Raw genomic sequence first — 17,090 nt, forward strand, 5'->3', positions numbered from 1 at the left:
ATCACCTCAGCTTCGCCTGCAGCTCCGGCAGCGCGGGGAAGAGGTCGGCGACGAGGCCGTAGTCCGCGATCTGGAAGATGGGCGCGTCGGGGTCCTTGTTCACCGCCACGATCACCCGCGACCCCTTCATGCCCGCGAGGTGCTGGATCGCGCCGGAGATGCCGGCCGCCACGTAGAGCTCCGGCGCGACCACCTTCCCGGTCTGCCCGACCTGCCAGTCGTTGGGCACCCACCCGGCGTCGACCGCGGCGCGGGTCGCGCCGACCGCGGCGCCGAGCGCGTCCGCGAGCGCCTCGACCGGCCTGAAGTCGCCCTTCGTGCCGCGGCCGCCCGCGACGATCGTGCGCGCCTCCGTCAGCTCGGGCCGCGCGCTCTTCACCTCCACGAAGCCGAGGTGCCGGGTCCGGAGGCTCGCGGCGTCGACCGCGACCGGCGCCCGCCGGAGCTCGCCCTGCCCTTCCCTCGGCGCCGCCGCGAACTCCGTGGGGCGCACCGTGAACACCTTCACGGGCGTCGTGATCTCCACCTCGGCGAGCACGTTCCCCGCCCACATCGGCCGCCGGAACGTGAGGTCGCTCCCCTCTCCGCCGAACCCGACGACCTCCGTCGCCATGCCGGCCTCGAGCCTCGCCGCGACGCGCGGCAGCACGTCCTTCGCGACGGCGGTGGCGGCGGCGCCGACGAGGGTCGACCCGGTCGCCCGCGCGAGGTCGGCCACGACCGGCGCCCACGCCTCCGCGAGGGGGTGCTCGAGCACGGCCGCGTCCGCGACGTGCACCTCGACGCCGTGCGCGGCGAGCTCCGCCGCGGCCGCGTCGATGCCGCTCCCGAGGAGCGCGGCGGCGAGCCTGCCCCCGGTCCGCCTCGCCAGCTCGCGCCCGGCCGAGAGCGCGTGGAGGGACGCCTTCCGGAGGTGTCCCGCGTGCTGCTCCGCCACGATGAGCACGTTCGCCATGTGGTCCCCCTAGACCGCCTTCGCCTCGTCGCGGAGCTTCCGGACGAGCTCGTCCACGTCCGCGACCTTCACGCCGCCCTTGCGGGCGGGCGGCGCCGCGAGCTTCCTCACGGCCACCTTCGGCGTGAGGTCCACGCCGAGCGAGGCGGCCGGGATCTCGCGGATCTCCTTCTTCTTCGCCTTCATGATCCCCGGGAGCGACGCGAACCGCGGCTTGTTGAGCCTGAGGTCCGTCGTGACGACCGCCGGGAGCCGGACCTCCAGCGTCTCGACGCCCCCGTCGACCTCGCGCACGACGGTCACGCGCGTCCCGTCGGCGGACACGGCGAGGCCGGGCAGCCGCTTCTGCTCCGCCTCGCTCTCCAGGCTGTCGTGCTTGGAGGCGAAGGTCGCCTGCCCCAGCCCGAGCCGCTCCGCGAGGTACTGGCCGGCCTGGTTCTGGTCGTCGTCGATGGACTGCTTCCCCAGGATGGCGAGGTCGGGCTTCTCCTGCTCGAACACCTTCGCGAGGAGGGCGGACACGACGACCGGGTCGAGGGGGCCGTCGTGCCGGACGTGGATCCCGCGGTCCGCCCCCATCGCGAGCGCGGCGCGGAGCTCGGTCACCGCCCGCGCCCCGCCGATGGAGACGACGACGACCTCGCCCCCGTGCTGCTCCTCGAGCCGCAGCGCCTCCTCGACGGCGATCTCGTCGAAGGGGTTCAGCTTGTAGTTCACGCCCTCGGTCACGATCCCCGTGCCGTCCGGCTTGACCTGGATCCGTGACTCCGGATCCTCGACGCGCTTCGCGGTGACCAGCAGCTTCAGCGGCATGCCGTCCCTCCCTCGCTCCTTTCGACTCTACGCAGCCGCGGACGGCGGGCGCGATGCCCGGCGCGCCGCGCCGGCTGGCGGTTTTTGCCAGTCGGCGCAGGGGCGCTGTACCATCGGGGCCCCCGAACCGGCCCGAGAGCGATGCAAAAGCACACCGTCTCGATGCACTTCGTCGGCGCCGCCGTCGCCGGGCTCTCCGGCGACGCGCGCGCGCGGGTCCTCGCGTCCGCCGGCATCCCCGCCGACCTCCTCGCGACGCCCCATGCGCGGGTGCCGGCCGAGTCCTTCTCCGCCCTCTGGCTCGCCGTGAACCGCGAGCTCGACGACGAGTTCTTCGGCCTCGATCGCCGGCGGATGAAGTGCGGCAGCTTCGCCCTGCTGTGCCACGCGGTCCTGCACGCCGGGACGCTCGAGCGGGCGCTGCGGCGGATGCTGAGAGGGTTCGCGGTGTTCCTGGACGACGTCCGCGCCGAGCTGCGCGTCGAGGGGCGGGACGCGGTCGTCGTCGTGACGAACGGCATCGCGGACGCCTCCGCCCGCCGCTTCGCGGACGAGACGTTCCTCATCATGGTCCACGGGCTGATGTGCTGGCTCGCGGGACGGCGCATCCCGCTCACGACGGCGGAGTTCGCGCACCCGCGTCCCCCCTACGCCCAGGAGTACACGGTCATGTACTCGCAGCGGCTGCGGTTCGACGCGGAGCGCACGGCCATCCGGTTCGATGCGCAGCTCCTCGCGCTGCCGATCCGTCAGACCGCGAGCAGCCTGAAGACCTTCCTGCGCACGGCGCCGCAGTCGGTGTTCCTCAAGTACACGAACGAGGAGAGCTGGACGGCGCGCCTGCGCCGCCGGCTCCGCCGGAGCATCGGCCAGCTGGAGTGGCCCCGGCTCGAGGACGTCGCGCGCGAGTTCCACGTCGCGCCGACGACCCTCCGCCGCCGGCTCGACGCGGAGGGGACGAGCTACCAGGGCATCAAGGACGAGCTGCGGCGGGACGCGGCCGTCCATCACCTGTGCGGCACCCGCCTGAGCGTCGCCGAGATCGCCGCCACGCTCGGCTTCCAGGAGACGAGCGCGTTCCACCGCGCGTTCAAGCGCTGGAGCGGGGTGCAGCCGGGCGAGTACCGCCGGCGCCAGGCCGAGCTCGCGCCGCGCTCCGACGACGCGCCGTCCGCGCCCGCCTCTGCCCGCGGCTGAGTCCGGGCCCGCCCGCGCTCAGGCGCGCCGCCGCCCCCCCCGGTGCAACATCCGCTCGGGCCGAGCCCTGCCGCGGCGCACGCTGCCTGCGGCGGGCTCGGCCCGAGCGAGCGACGGCCGTCAGAACTGGTCGTCCGGGAGGGCGAGCACCGCGTCGGCGTCGGCGACGACGGTCCGCGCGAGCCCACCGCCGCGCACGAGCACGTGGTCGGCGTAGAAGCGGGCCGTCGAGATCTTGGCACGGAGGAAGCCGGCCTCGCCGGTGCCCGCCTCGAGGTGCCGGTGCGCCGCGAGGGCGGCGCGGGCCATCTGCCAGCCGCCCGCGACGGTGCCGAAGAGCTCGAGGAACGGCACGGCGCCGGCGGCGGCGCGGCGCACGTCGGGTCCGAACGTGGCGACCACGAACTGCACCGCCTGCTCCAGGGCGGTGACGCCGTCGCGCAGCCGCGCCGCGATCGCGGAGAGCGTCTCGCTCTTCTCCTGCTCGAGCCGCGTCACGACCTCGCGCATCTCGGCCATCACCCGGCGGATCGTCTCTCCGCCGTCGCGCGCGACCTTCCGGCCGACGAGGTCGATGGCCTGGATGCCGTTCGTGCCCTCGTAGATCGAGGTGATCCGGGAGTCGCGGAAGAGCTGCGCCGCCCCGGTCTCCTCGATGAAGCCCATGCCGCCGTGGACCTGGATCCCGAGCGACGCGATGTCGATCGCGTTGTCGGTGCTCCAGGCCTTCACGATCGGGATCATGAGCTCGACGAACGCCTGGCTGCGCGCGCGCTGCTCCGCCTCGGGGTGGCAGCGCGCCGTGTCCATCGCCGCCGCCGTGACGCAAGCGACGGCGCGCATGGCCTCGGTCCGCGACTTCATGAGCAGGAGCATCCGGCGGACGTCCGGGTGGCGGAGGATCGCCACCTTCTCCTTGCTCCGCGTGCCGAGCTCCGTCCCCTGGAGGCGCTCCCGCGCGCAGGCGAGCGCGAGCTGGTAGGCGCGCTCCGCGATGCCGACGCCCTCCAGGCCCACCGAGAACCGGGCCGCGTTCATGGTGATGAACATGTACTCGAGGCCGCGGTTCTCCTCGCCGACGAGCCACCCGACCGCGCCGTCCTTGTCGCCGAAGGCGAGGACGGCGGTGGGGCTCGCGTGGATGCCGAGCTTGTGCTCGAGCGACACGCAGCGGACGTCGTTCCTCGCGCCGAGGCTGCCGTCGGCGTTCACGAGGAACTTCGGCACCACGAACAGCGAGATGCCCTTGACGCCCTCGGGGGCGTCGGGCGTCCGGGCGAGGACCAGGTGGACGATGTTCTCGGCGAGATCGTGCTCGCCGTAGGTGATGAAGATCTTCTGCCCCTCGAGGCGGTAGCTGCCGTCCGGCTGCCGCACGGCGCGGGTGCGCACCGCCGAGAGATCGGAGCCCGCCTGCGGCTCGGTGAGCACCATCGTGCCGGCCCACTCGCCCGAGGTGAGCTTCGGCAGGTACCGACCCTTCAGCTCCTCGGAGCCCTTCAGCTCGAGCGCCTCGATCGCGCCGCGCGTGAGCATCGGGCAGAGCGCGAACGAGAGGTTCGCCGCGTTCCACATCTCCTCGACGAGCGCGGAGACGAGGCGCGGGACCCCCTGGCCTCCGTACTCGGGGCTGCAGGAGAGGGCGTTCCAGCCCCCCTCCACGAAGCTGCGGTACGCGCCTCGCCAGCCGGTGGCCGTGACGACCTCGCCGTCGGCGACGACCCGCGCCCCCTCGCGGTCGCCCACGACGTTGAGGGGCGAGAGGACCCCGGCGGCGAACTTCCCGGCCTCGGCGAGGATCGCCTCCGCGAGCTCGAGGTTCACCTCGCCGCAGCCCGGCAGGCGGGCGACCTCGTCGATCGGGGCGAGCTCACGCAGGACGAACTGCATGTCGCGGAGGGGTGCGGTGTATTCCTTCATGGCTGACCTCCAATCACATGTTGCGCCGGTACTGCCCGCCGACCTCGAAGAGCGCGGCCGTGATCTGACCGAGCGAGCACACGCGGACCGCGTCCATCAGGACCTCGAAGACGTTGCGGCCCTCGAGGACCGCCTGCCTGAGGCGGCGCAGCGCGAGCGGCGCCTCGTCCGCGTGGCGCGCGTGGAAGTCCCGGAGCCGGTCGAGCTGGGAGCGCTTCTCCTCCTCCGTCGAGCGCGCCAGCTCGATGTGGTCGGAGACCGGGTCGCCGTGCGGGTTGCGGAAGGTGTTCACGCCGACGATGGGGTACTCGCCGGTGTGCTTGAGCATCTCGTAGTGCATGCTCTCCTCCTGGATCCGGCTGCGCTGGTAGCCGGTCTCCATCGCGCCGAGCACGCCCCCGCGGTCCGCGAGGCGCTCGAACTCGGCGAGCACGGCCTCCTCCACGAGCTCCGTCAGCTCGTCGATCACGAACGCACCCTGGTTCGGGTTCTCGTTCTTCGCGAGCCCCCACTCCCGGTTGATGATGAGCTGGATCGCCATCGCCCGGCGGACGCTCTCCTCCGTCGGCGTGGTGATCGCCTCGTCGTAGGCGTTCGTGTGGAGCGAGTTGCAGTTGTCGTAGATCGCCACGAGCGCCTGGAGCGTCGTGCGGATGTCGTTGAAGGCGATCTCCTGCGCGTGCAACGACCGGCCCGAGGTCTGGATGTGGTACTTCAGCTTCTGGCTGCGCTCGTTCGCGCCGTACCGGTCGCGCATCGCCACCGCCCAGATGCGGCGCGCCACGCGGCCGAGCACCGTGTACTCCGGGTCCATGCCGTTGCTGAAGAAGAAGCTCAGGTTCGGCGCGAACTCGTCGATGTGCATGCCGCGCGCGAGGTAGGCCTCGACGAACGTGAAGCCGTTCGCGAGCGTGAACGCGAGCTGGCTTATCGGGTTCGCCCCCGCCTCCGCGATGTGGTAGCCGCTGATGCTCACCGAGTAGAAGTTGCGCACCTTGTGGCGCACGAAGTACTCGGCGATGTCGCCCATCACCTTCAGGCTGAACTCGGTGGAGAAGATGCAGGTGTTCTGGCCCTGATCCTCCTTGAGGATGTCGGCCTGGACCGTGCCGCGCACGCTCGAGAGCGCGCGGGCGCGGAGCGCCGCCGCCTCGGCCACCGTCGGCTCCCGCCCGTGCTCGGCGGCGAACCGCTCGACCTGCTGGTCGATGGCGGCGTTCATGAACATCGCCAGGATCGCCGGCGCCGGGCCGTTGATCGTCATGCTGACGGACGTCGCGGGGTCGCAGAGGTCGAACCCGGAGTACAGCACCTTCAGGTCGTCGAGCGTCGCGATCGAGACGCCGGAGTTCCCGATCTTCCCGTAGATGTCGGGGCGCGGGTCCGGGTCGCAGCCGTACAGCGTCACCGAGTCGAAGGCGGTGGACAGCCGCTTCGCGGGCATGTCCTGGGAGACGAGCTTGAAGCGCCGGTTGGTCCGGAACGCGTCCCCCTCCCCCGCGAACATGCGGGTCGGATCCTCGTTCTCGCGCTTGAACGGGAACGTGCCCGCCGTGTAGGGGAAGGCGCCCGGCACGTTCTCCAGCATTAGCCAGGCGAGCCGGTCGCCGTCGTCCTCGAACCGGGGCAGGACGACCTTGCGGATCTTCGTCCCGGACAGGGAGGTGTGGACGATCCGGGTCCGCACCTCGCGGTCGCGGACCTTCACGACGTACTCGTCGCCCGCGTACGCCTTCACGAGCTCGGGCCAGCACGCGAGCAGCTTCTTCGCCCCGGGATCGAGGCGGGCCTCGCGCGCCTGCGCGAGCGGCTCGAGCGCCTCGGCGGGCGCCGGGTGGTCCGGATCGGCCGCGCGCACCATGCGCTGCGCCGCGCGGAGTTGCTGCGCCTCCCGCGCGAGCGCCGCCTGCTCGCGCGCGCGGCGCTTGTAGCCGCGGACGCCGTCCGCGATCTCGGCGAGGTAGCGCACCCGCCCGCTGGGCACGAGCGGGATCTGGTGCGTGCTGTGGCGCGTCTGGACCTCGGGCAGCCGGCCCTCGCGGAGCGGAAGGCCCAGCTCGCGCAGGCGCGGGCGGAGCGCCTGGTACAGCGCCGTGACGCCGTCGTCGTTGAAGCGGCTCGCGATGGTGCCGAAGACCGGCATCTCGTCGAGCGGGCGATCGAACGCGCCGCGGTTCCGCTGCACCTGCTTCGAGACGTCGCGCAGGGCGTCCGCCGCGCCCCGGCGGTCGAACTTGTTGATGGCGACGAGCTCGGCGAAGTCGAGCATGTCGATCTTCTCGAGCTGGCTCGCCGCGCCGAACTCCGGGGTCATGACGTAGAGCGGCACGTCGACGAGCGGCGCGATCGCGGCGTCGCCCTGGCCGATGCCGGGGGTCTCGACGATCACGAGGTCGAACCCGGCGACCTTCGCGGCGGCGACCACGTCCGGCAGCCCCCGGCTCACCTCGCTGCCCGTGTCCCGGGTGGCGAGGCTCCGGAAGTAGACGCGCGGGCCGTGCGTCCACGGGCCGATGGCGTTCATGCGGATGCGGTCGCCGAGCAGCGCGCCGCCGCTCTTCCGCCGCGACGGGTCGATGCTGACGACGGCGATGCGCAGCGCGTCGTCCTGGTCGAGGCGCAGCCGCCGGATGAGCTCGTCCGTGAGGCTCGACTTCCCCGCGCCGCCCGTCCCGGTGACACCGACCACCGGCACGCGGCGGGTGCGCGACTGGGCGTGGAGCGCCATGACGAGCTTCGGGTCCGCGTCGCCGTTCTCGAGGGCGGTGACGAGCCGCGCGAGGGCCCGCCAGGCGGCGTCGGAGTGGCCGGTGACGGCGTCGAGCGTCCTCGGGGCGAGCGGCGACGGGCCCGTGTCGCAGCGCTTCACGATCTCGCCGATCATCCCGGGCAGCCCCATGCGCTGGCCGTCCTCGGGGCTGTAGATGCGCCCGACGCCGTACGCGTGCAGCTCCCGGATCTCGGCGGGCACGATGACGCCGCCGCCGCCGCCGAACACCTGGATGTCCTCCCCGCCGCGCTGCCGCAGCGAGTCCACCACGTACTTGAAGAACTCGAGGTGGCCGCCCTGGTACGAGCTGATGGCGATCCCCTGGGCGTCCTCCTGCAGCGCCGCCGTGACGATCTCGTCGACCGAGCGGTTGTGGCCGAGGTGGATGACCTCGGCCCCCCGGTCCATGAGGATCCGCCGCACGATGTTGATGGCGGCGTCGTGGCCGTCGAACAGCGCCGCGGCGGTGACGATGCGGACCTTGTGCTTCGGCCGATCCTCGGTGACGGGCGTGAGCTCGCCGGTCGCGATGGTCACGGGTTCGCCTTCAGCTCGGGGAAGTCTTCCTCGAAGAACTCGCGCTCGCCGCGAGCGTCGGGCGACTCGTGCCGCTGCTTCTCGAGGCGGGAGAGCTCGGTGCGGCGGATCTTGCCGGAGATGGTCTTCGGGAGGTCCGCGATCTCGAGCCGGCGGACGCGCTTGTAGGGGGCGAGCACCTTGCGGATGTGCTGGAAGATCGAGAGCGCCAGCTCCCGGCTCGGCTCGTAGCCGTCCCTCAGCACGACGAACGCCTTCGGGACGGAGAGGCGGCGCGGGTCGGGGCTCGGCACGACCGCCGCCTCGGCCACGGCCTCGTGCTCGATGAGCGCGCTCTCGAGCTCGAAGGGGCTGATGCGGTAGTCGGACGACTTGAACACGTCGTCCATCCGGCCGACGTAGGTGTAGTAGCCCTCGTCGTCCACCGAGGCGACGTCGCCGCAGTGGTAGTGGCCGTTGCGCAGCAGGTGCGCGGTCTTCGCGGGGTCGTCCTTGTAGCCCGTCATGAGCCCGACCGGGCGCTCCTCCAGCGAGAGGCAGATCTCGCCCTCGCGCGCGGGCTGCTCCCCGTCGCCGAGCAGCGCGACCCGGTAGCCCGGCAGCGGCCGGCCCATCGACCCGGGCTTCACCTTCTGTCCGGGTGAGTTGCCGATCTGGCAGGTGGTCTCGGTCTGGCCGTAGCCGTCGCGGATGACGATCCCCCAGGCCTTCTTGACCTGCTCGATCACCTCGGGGTTGAGCGGCTCGCCCGCGCCGACGAGCTCGCGGAGCTTCACCGGGTGGCTCGCGAGGTCCTCCTGGATCAGCATCCGCCACACGGTCGGCGGGGCGCACAGGGAGGTGACCCCGCAGCGCGTGACGACGTCGAGCATCGCCTTCGCGTTGAACCGCGCGTAGTTGTAGATGAACACCGTGGCGCCCGCGTTCCACGGCGCGAAGAGGTTGCTCCAGGCGTGCTTCGCCCAGCCCGGCGAGCTGACGTTGTAGTGCACGTCGCCCGGCATCAGGCCGATCCAGTACATGGTCGAGAGGTGACCGACCGGATAGCTCGTGTGCGTGTGGAGCACGAGCTTCGGCTTCGCGGTCGTGCCGGAGGTGAAGTAGAGGAGCAGCGGCTCGTCCGCCGCCGTGGGGCCGTCCGGCGTGAACTGCGCCAGGGCGCCGCCCGCCCTCTCGTAGCTCGTCCAGCCGGAGCGCTCGCGCCCCACGACGATGCGCGAGTAGTCGCCGGGCAGCGCGTCGAACTTCGACGTGTCCGCCTCGCCGACGATCACGTGGCGCACCTTGCCGCGCTCGAAGCGGTCCTTCAGGTCGTCGGTGGTGAGGAGCGTCGTGGCGGGGATGATCACCGCGCCGAGCTTCATGCAGGCGAGCATGACCTCCCAGAGCGGCACGACGTTCCCGAGCATCATGAGGACCGCGTCGCCCCGGCGGACGCCCATCGCGCGGAGGAAGTTCGCGACCTGACCCGAGCGCCGGGAGAGCTCGGCGAAGGAGAGCTTCACCTCCTTGCCGCCCTCGTCGACGATCCACAGCGCCGGGCGGTCGTTCCCCTTCGCCAGCTCGTCGAAATAGTCGAGCGCCCAGTTGAACTGAACGAGCTTCGGCCACCGGAACTCCCGGTAGGCCTGCTCGTAGTCGGTCCGGTGGGCGAGGAGGAAGTCTCGCGCTTCGAGGAAGGGCCGTGACGGGCTCATCATGGACGCACCTCGGTAGATCGGGTGTGGACGCGCCCGTGACTGTACGCGCGGGCCACGCCGGGCGACGATGCCCGAGCCGGCCGTGTCACCTGGCAGTTTTTGCCACACCCCGCCTGCGGCGCCGGTCCATCGCGGGGCGGAGCCGCCGCCCCCCCAGGCCCGACCGAGAGCGAGCGAGCGCGTCAGGGGGACGGCCCCGTCCGCCCGAGCGCTCAGGCGGCTCGGGCCGGGAACGTCCGGGGTTCAGCGTCGCGCGAACGCGCGCGCGGCGTGCGGGTCGCGCCACTTGCGAAACCCGCAATGGAGGCACGCGTCCGAGAACGGGTTCGCCACCCAGATCGTCCAGTGGAAGTGGCATCCGCAGAAAGGGCAGCGGAACGAGGCGAACCTTATCGCCGCGCCGGCGGAGGCCGTGATCCAGGCGGCGAGGAGGACGTGCCCCGGCGTGGCGCTGCCGGAGAGCTCCGGCAACAGCCTCGTCGCCCATCCCAGCACCGGCGCGAAACCCACGATCGCGGCGGCGAGCACCCGGCGGCGCGCCCGGTAGTCCCGCCACACGGGCGACAAGCTCGAGCTCATTCGCCGGCGAGGATACCCCAGGACCCTCCGGGCCCCGAAAGGGACCGGTCGGCGCCTCGCTTGCGCGTGCCGGGCCGCGCGGCCTGGAGGACAGGGCGCCTCGCCGGCGCGGGGCGCCCTTTGCCCGAGCTCACCCCGCCGGCGACGGCCTCACAGCACGCGATCGATCGTGACGACGTCCACGAGGCCGAGCACCTGGTAGAGCGCGGGGATGATCCGCTCCGGAGGGTGGCGGCGCCGGAGCTCGGCCACCTTCTCCGTGCCGGCCCGGTACGCCGGCAGGTACATGCGCCCGTTGAGCGGGTGGCGACCCCAGGCGCCGGAGAGCTTTCCGGCGCGCTCCTCGGAGCACAGGTACTCGCCCCGGAGCACCCGGGCGACCTCGTCCTGCGGACGGCCCTCCTCCCAGGTGAGCCAGGACGACTGGTTCTTGGCGTCGTCCTGGAGGAGCGCGAGGAGCGTGCCGATCCGCAGATCGCGGTCGGGCAGCTCCGCGACCTCCTTGACGCCGAACGCCATCAGGACGGCGTTGTTGGCGAGCCCCTCGGACAGCGCGGCGCCCCGCGTGTTCATCGTCAGCACGGTGCCCTCGAAGCCGAGCTTCCCCTGGACGTAGAGGGCCTGGGCGAGCGCGAAGTTCGTCACGTGGCCGGGGACCACCTCGTGCGAGACGAGGTCCAGGAACTCCGGGACCGAGATCTCGAGCGCGGCGTTGATCTCGTAGGTCGCCTCGTAGAGCGGCGCGCCTCGCGCGTCGCGCGCCCTTCCGACGTAGTTCATCGAGCCCGAGAACCAGGCGTTCTCGATGGGCAGGAACTCGATGTTCGCGCGCGGCACGGCGTGGAGCGAGGGCGGGAGGTACGGCACCACGTGCCGGCGGGTGCCCTCCTCGAGCTCTGCGATGAAGCCGTCGGCGAGGAGCTTGATTGCCTTGCGGGGGACGAGCCGCTCGGCACGCCAGGAGTCGACGGCCGCGAGGAGCGGCTCCGGCCGGGCGGCCACGCCGAGCAGCTCCGCGAGGAGCTGCCGCTTCGTCTCCGGCCGCGACGGCTCGGGAGGCTTCCCGGTGGAGGCGACCACGCACCGCTCGTAGGGCACCTTCGGCCCGCGCCCGCGCAGCTCCTCCACGAGCTCCCACATCACGCGGAGCGACTCGGCCTGCCCCGCGAGGAAGGCGCCGCGCAGGCCGCCCAGGGCGCGGGCGTCGGCGGCCAGCGCGTCGATCGCGCCCGGCACGTCCACCGCCGCGAGGTAGGCGTCGAGGGCGGCCGCGTCCGGCGCCGGCGCGGCGACGCCGCCCGTCTCCCGCAGCCGCGCCGCGGCCGCGTGCGTGTACGCCTGCGGGAGCGGCTCGTCGGAGAACCAGGAGTCCGCGATGTAGCGGCCAGTGCCGGAGGGGCTCATCACGTCGCCTCCCCACAGCGTGTCGATCCCCAGGATGGCGGTGGCGACGGTCCTCGCCAGCTTGGCCTCGTCCGGCATGAGCGGTCTCCTCGTGAGCGGCGGACCATAGCACCGGCGCTCGCCGGGGAGACGTCCCTCGAGGAGGACCTCGTCGTCGCCATGGAGGCGCACGAGCGCCTCCCGTTGGGATCACCTCGACGTCGTCCCCGACCTCGCCTCGAGCGCCGCGGCGACGTCCCGGGAGAGCGTTCCGATCGTCCGGCTCAGCGCCGCGACCGTCGCCGCGACCTCCGCTCCGGCGCCGCGCTCGCGCGCGGTCGTCACTCCTTGGCTCGCGACCGCGCCACCCCGGCGCACGACCCACCGCGCCTCGAGGACGGCGGTGCCGTCCGGCTCGCCGTCGAACCGCAGCACGTCCACGGAGACCGACCACTCCGGCGCGGCGCTCACGGCCCACGGCCACCCGAGCACCTCGCTGGCCGGGACGGCCACCCGCAGGTCCTCGGCGAGCACGCGCGTGAAGAGGACGTCGAGCGGCGCGGCCCAGCGATCGACGCTCGCCACCTCCACGCGCGCGGGACCGGCGCGCGTCACGAGCTCCGGCCGGTCGAGGTAGGCGGGGAGGCGCACCGGCCCGACGCCGAGCACGGGCAGCGCGGGGCGGCTCGCGGAAGGTGAGGTCGCCTCGGCCTCGAGGAGGTAGTAGCGGGTCCGCTCGGGTCGCGGGCCGAGCGAGAGGCACGCCGCGAGCAGCGCGAGCGGCGCCACGAGCGCGTTCGCGCGGCTCATCGCCCGTCCTCCGCGCGGCCGCGGAGGAGCGCGCTCGGATCGCGATCGAGCCGCTCCGCGAGGTTGCGCAGCGACCGGCTCGTGCTCTGGAGCTCGGCGAGCGTGCGCGTGAGCTGCCAGGCGAGCGGCGAGGCGGGGTCGAGGAGCTCGTCCACGTGCCGGACCGCGGACTCCGCGTGCTCGAGCGTCGTGCGGAGCTGGACCACCGCGGCGCGCGTGTCCGCGGCGAGCGGCGTCACGGACGCGTCGACGGCGCGGGCCGCGCTCCCCACCGAGGCGATCGCGGCGTCCGCCGCACGCAGCGTGCCCGGCAGCCGGGCGACGGCGGCGTCCACGCCGCCGGCGGTCCGCTCGAACGAGCGCGCGGCGGCGCGAAGATCGGCGACGAGGCCGTCGAGATCGAGGGACTGGAGCTTGGTGAGGAGCTTCGAGGCGTCCGCCTGGAGCGCGGCCAGGCCGGGCTCCGAGTAGACCGGGATCTCCGGGTACGGGAGCCGGAGCGGTGACGGCTTCGCGGGCGGCGCGTCGGGCAGGATGTCGAGGGTGACGTAGCGACGGTTCGAGAGGTAGCTCTCGAGCGCGAGCCGCGCGCGGAGGCCGTGGTCGACGAGGGTGCGCACCGCCCGCGGGTCCGAGAGGTCGATCTCCCCGCCCATCTCGCGGATCCTCGTCTGGTTGAGCTCGATCACGACCGGCATGCGCAGCTCCCGCAGCGGCTCGGTGGCGGAGCCCATCGAGAGGTGGATGCTCGTGACGCGCCCCACCGGGACGCCCCGGAACTTCACCGGCGCGTCCACCTCCAGCCCGGCGAGGTCCTCGGAGAAGACCACCACGAACCGGACCCGGGCCTGCAGGATGCGGCCGGCGCCGAGGTAGACCGCCGCGACGACCCCGAGCGCGACGGCGGCGATGACGAACGCGCCGACCAACTTCGGATCCAACCTCCGCGGCATGAGACCTCCTTCACGGACTGGCCACGCTCCCGGCGAAGAACGCGCGGACCGGCGCCGGCCCCTGCGCGCGCAGCTCGGAAGGAGGTCCTTCCGCGATCGCGCGCCGGGCCTCGCCGTCGAGGAACAGCGCCCGCGTCCCGACCCCCAGGATCGTCGCGACGTCATGGGTGACGATGACCGCGGTCGTGCCGAGCGCGTCGCGAAGCTGCAGGATGAGCGCGTCGAGCCGGCGCGCGGTGGGCGGGTCGAGGCTCGCCGAGGGCTCGTCGATGAGCAGGATCTCGGGGTCGAGCGAGATGGCGCGGGCCAGGCCGGCGCGCTTCTGCATCCCTCCCGACAGCTCCCACGGGTAGTAGTCCTCGAAGCCGCGCAGGCCGACGAGCGAGAGCTTGAGCCGCACGACGGCGCGGATGGCCGCGGCGCGGAGCGAGGTGAACTGCTCGAGCGGCAGCGCGACGTTCTCGGCGAGCGTCATGGACGTCCAGAGCGCGCTCCCCTGGAACAGGACGCCGACGCGCCGGAGCATGCGCTCCCGCACCTCCGGGGGCGCGCTCGTGAAGCTCTCGCCGCCGTAGCGGACCTCGCCGCCGGCGGGCTCCTGGAGGCCGAGGAGGTGGCGGAGCAGCGTGGTCTTCCCGCAGCCGCTCGCGCCCATCACCACGAAGATCTCGCCGCGCCGCACCGTGAAGCCGAGATCGCGGATGACCACGCGGTCCCCGAACCCCATCGTGAGCTCGTGTACGCTGATGACCTCGTCGCCCACGATCACCACCCGAGCAGGAAGAACACGTACTGGTAGACGCCGCAGGCGGCGATGATCGAGACGACGCCCGTCACGACCGCCTCCGTCGCCGCGTCGCCGACGCGGGCCGCGCTGCGCTCCGCTTGCATGCCCCGGAGCGTGGCCGTGAGCGCGATGAGGAGCCCGTACGTCGCGCCCTTGACGAGCCCGCCCAGGAGATCCCCCGCCGTGACGGCGAGCGCCGTCTGCCGCACGTAGCCGGCGAAGGGCTGGTGCAGCATCGTCGTGGCCACCACGGCGCCTCCGAGGATGCCGGTCGCGTCCGCGAAGAGCGTCAGGAGCGGCGTCATCGCCGTGAGGGCGAGGACGCGGGGGACGACCAGGAACTCGGTCGGCGAGATGCCGAACGTCCGCAGCGCGTCCACCTCCTGCGTCACCTTCATCGTGGCGATCTGCGCGGCGAACGCGCCGCCGCTCCGCCCCGACAGCGTCACGCCGGTGATGAGGGCGGCCATGTCGCGGACGACGGCGATCCCGACGATGTCGGCGACGTAGGTCTCCGCGCCGAAGAACCGGAGCTGCGTGATCCCGACGAAGGCGAGGATGATCCCCACGAGGAAGTTCACGAGCGCGACGATGGGGAGCGCCTCGGCGCCGGATTGCTGGACGACGAGCCACAGGTCCTGGGAGCGGTAGCGGGCGCGCCCGCCCGCGAACCTCCCGAGCGCGAGCGCGGTGTCGCCGACGAAGGCGACCGCGTCGAGCAGCTTCACGTGCCGCTTCAGGGCCCGCACCCCCACGCCCTCGATCCCGCCGGGCCCCGGCGCCGCCCGCTCGGCGGGGGCGGCGGACTCCTGCGCGATCCCGAGGAGCCGGCCGACCTCGGGCGGGAGCCCGCTGGTGTCCACCGGCGTGCCGCGGGCGCGGCAGCCCTCGAGCACGGCGCCGACGAACACCACGAGGGCGCTGTCCCACGCGGCGAGCCCCTGCCCATCGATCGTGACGCTCGGTGCGGGCGCGCGGTCCAGCTCGCGCCCCACGTCCTCCGCGCGCGGCAGGCCCTCCGCGATATGCCAGGGCCCGGCGAGGCGAACGCGCAGCGATCCGTCGACGGCCCGGCCCAGCTCGACCGTCGCACGCGCCTTCGCCGCCGGGCCGCGCCCCGCGATCCGGCGGAGGAGCGCAAGGCCGGCTGGCCGGGCTGGGTCGTGTTCGCGAATCGCGAACCTCCGCCCGCATCGTAGCGCCGCTCCTCACCCACCGTCCGGACCCGGGCGGGCGGCTCCGAACGGCCGCGACCGCGTGACGCCCCGAGCACCGATGCGCGACGCCGCGCACCGTGCGGCGACGTGCCGGGGCCACGAGCGCGCCGGTTCTCGGTCGACGCCCCCGAGCGAGCGCCGCTCCTCACGTGTGCGAGAGCGCGTCCGGGATCCGGGCCCGCGCGGCCCGGCGCGCGGGCAGGACCGCGGCGGCAGCGGCCACGGTCGAGAGGAAGACGGCCGCGGCGGACCAGGTGCGCGGGAGGTACCGGACCCCCAGCGCGATGGGCTGGGCGAGCAGGCCAGCGTTGTAGGTGATCCCCGCGGCGTTCGTCGCGGCGGCGAGCGCCAGCGTCGCGACGAGGCCGATGGCCGAGGCCACGATGGCGAGGAGGGCCGCCTCCAGGGCGAAGAGGGCCACGATCTGCCGCCGCAGGAACCCGAGGCTGCGGAGCGTCCCGATCTCGCGCGTCCGCTCGCTCACCGCCTTCGCCATCGTGGTGAGGACCGTCATGCCCGCGATGAGCACGACGACGAACGCCATCAGGGAGCGGAAGACGCCGAGCACCTTCATCCCGCGCATGTGCTCCACGCCCGCCGTGTGCTCGCGCCAGGGCACCGCGTGGAGCGCCAGCCCCTTCGCCGCCGCCGCCCGCTCGAGCTCGCGCCCGAACGCGGAGGCGCGGCTCGGATCGCGCAGGAGGAGCAGGTACATCGAGAGGCCCTTCGTATCGAGGAGCTTCTGCGCGAGCGAGAGCGGCATGTTCGCGAGCTTCGCGTCGAGGTCCGTGGTGCCGCCGTCGATGAGGCCGACGACCTCCGGCTCGACGACGTTGAGCTGACCCGACGCGGTGCTCGCGACGAGCTGGACGCGCGGCCGCCGGCAGGCGAGGGGGCGCTCCTCGGGGATGAGCGTGCCGTCGCGCCGCCGCGCCGCCGCGTGGCCCGCCGGCTCGCAGTCGAGGAGGCTCCCGAGCCCCATCCCGAGGACGACGGAGCTCTCGGGCGCGAGCTGGAGAGGCCTTCCGGCGACGGCGTTCCAGGCGAAGCGCCGCCGGAGCCTCGCGCCTTCCAGGGGATCGAAGGCGAAGGCGACGAACGGCGCGCTCGCCTTCCCGGCGCTCGCGACCCCCCAGGCATAGAGCAAGCGCATCCGCGCCTCGACCTCGCCCGACCGGTCCGCGAGGAACCCGTCGAGGAACGCGCGCTCGCGCTCGCCGAGCAGGACCATCCCCGCCGTGCCCTGGTCGACGTCGCTCGCGCCGGCGGGCTCGATCATGAGGTCGCCCAGCATGAACATCTCGGCGAACATGTTCGCGCTGTTCTCGCCGAGGAAGGTCATGTACCCGTCGAACAGCGAGATCGCGACGAACCCCACCGCGATGGCGAGCATCGAGCCGAGGCTGTGCCGCGCGTTGCGCCGGACGTTGCGCCAGGCGATCCGGAGGAGCGGGGGCGAGGAGCGCACG

13 protein-coding genes are annotated in these 17,090 nt (G+C 73.1%); 1 reads left to right on the top strand and 12 read right to left on the bottom strand.

Annotated elements, in window-relative coordinates:
- Position 1: 1 nt before the first annotated feature.
- Both MNZ29_RS00815 and MNZ29_RS00820 read right to left on the bottom strand, forming a co-directional pair.
- Positions 2-955, bottom strand: a complete 954-nt coding sequence (locus MNZ29_RS00815; protein WP_242332921.1) for an electron transfer flavoprotein subunit alpha/FixB family protein — start codon at positions 953-955, stop codon at positions 2-4.
- 9 nt (positions 956-964) lie between these two features.
- Positions 965-1,762, bottom strand: a complete 798-nt coding sequence (locus tag MNZ29_RS00820; protein ID WP_242333166.1) for an electron transfer flavoprotein subunit beta/FixA family protein — start codon at positions 1,760-1,762, stop codon at positions 965-967.
- A 147-nt stretch (positions 1,763-1,909) separates the two neighbouring features.
- On the opposite strand from MNZ29_RS00820, the gene MNZ29_RS00825 reads away from it, so the two are divergent.
- Complete coding sequence (locus tag MNZ29_RS00825) at positions 1,910-2,965, top strand: AraC family transcriptional regulator (RefSeq protein ID WP_242332922.1); 1,056 nt, start codon at positions 1,910-1,912, stop codon at positions 2,963-2,965.
- Between the two features lie 120 nt (positions 2,966-3,085).
- Here MNZ29_RS00825 and MNZ29_RS00830 read toward each other — a convergent pair whose 3' ends face one another.
- From MNZ29_RS00830 to MNZ29_RS24770, 10 genes are all read right to left on the bottom strand, one after another.
- Positions 3,086-4,885 carry an acyl-CoA dehydrogenase gene (locus MNZ29_RS00830; RefSeq protein WP_242332923.1) on the bottom strand — a complete coding sequence of 600 codons (1,800 nt, stop codon included), beginning with the start codon at positions 4,883-4,885 and terminating at the stop codon, positions 3,086-3,088.
- 13 nt (positions 4,886-4,898) lie between these two features.
- Positions 4,899-8,186, bottom strand: a complete 3,288-nt coding sequence (gene icmF / locus MNZ29_RS00835; protein ID WP_242333168.1) for a fused isobutyryl-CoA mutase/GTPase IcmF — start codon at positions 8,184-8,186, stop codon at positions 4,899-4,901.
- Positions 8,187-8,188: 2 nt separating this feature from the next.
- A complete protein-coding gene (locus tag MNZ29_RS00840) occupies positions 8,189-9,889 on the bottom strand; it encodes an AMP-binding protein (RefSeq protein ID WP_277957193.1) in 1,701 nt (566 codons plus the stop codon).
- 246 nt (positions 9,890-10,135) lie between these two features.
- A complete protein-coding gene (locus MNZ29_RS00845) occupies positions 10,136-10,471 on the bottom strand; it encodes a hypothetical protein (protein ID WP_242332925.1) in 336 nt (111 codons plus the stop codon).
- A gap of 150 nt (positions 10,472-10,621) precedes the next feature.
- Positions 10,622-11,953: a hypothetical protein gene (locus MNZ29_RS00850; RefSeq protein WP_242352241.1), complete on the bottom strand. Its 1,332-nt coding sequence runs from the start codon at positions 11,951-11,953 to the stop codon at positions 10,622-10,624.
- A 111-nt stretch (positions 11,954-12,064) separates the two neighbouring features.
- Positions 12,065-12,664, bottom strand: coding sequence for a membrane integrity-associated transporter subunit PqiC (locus tag MNZ29_RS00855; protein WP_242352243.1), 600 nt, complete (start codon positions 12,662-12,664; stop codon positions 12,065-12,067).
- Positions 12,661-13,617: an MlaD family protein gene (locus MNZ29_RS00860; RefSeq protein WP_242352245.1), complete on the bottom strand. Its 957-nt coding sequence runs from the start codon at positions 13,615-13,617 to the stop codon at positions 12,661-12,663. Before MNZ29_RS00860 ends, MNZ29_RS00855 begins: the two co-directional genes overlap by 4 nt.
- Before the next feature lie 10 nt (positions 13,618-13,627).
- Positions 13,628-14,380, bottom strand: coding sequence for an ABC transporter ATP-binding protein (locus tag MNZ29_RS00865; RefSeq protein WP_242352247.1), 753 nt, complete (start codon positions 14,378-14,380; stop codon positions 13,628-13,630).
- A 2-nt stretch (positions 14,381-14,382) separates the two neighbouring features.
- The gene (locus tag MNZ29_RS24765) at positions 14,383-15,399 is read right to left on the bottom strand and encodes an ABC transporter permease (RefSeq protein ID WP_242352249.1); all 1,017 of its coding nucleotides are present in this window, start codon (positions 15,397-15,399) and stop codon (positions 14,383-14,385) included.
- Between the two features lie 367 nt (positions 15,400-15,766).
- On the bottom strand, positions 15,767-17,089 hold the full coding sequence (locus tag MNZ29_RS24770) for an ABC transporter permease (RefSeq protein ID WP_242352251.1): 1,323 nt from the start codon (positions 17,087-17,089) through the stop codon (positions 15,767-15,769).
- Position 17,090: the final 1 nt, after the last annotated feature.

The organism is Anaeromyxobacter sp. SG64 (assembly GCF_022690745.1).
GTDB lineage: Bacteria > Myxococcota > Myxococcia > Myxococcales > Anaeromyxobacteraceae > Anaeromyxobacter > Anaeromyxobacter soli.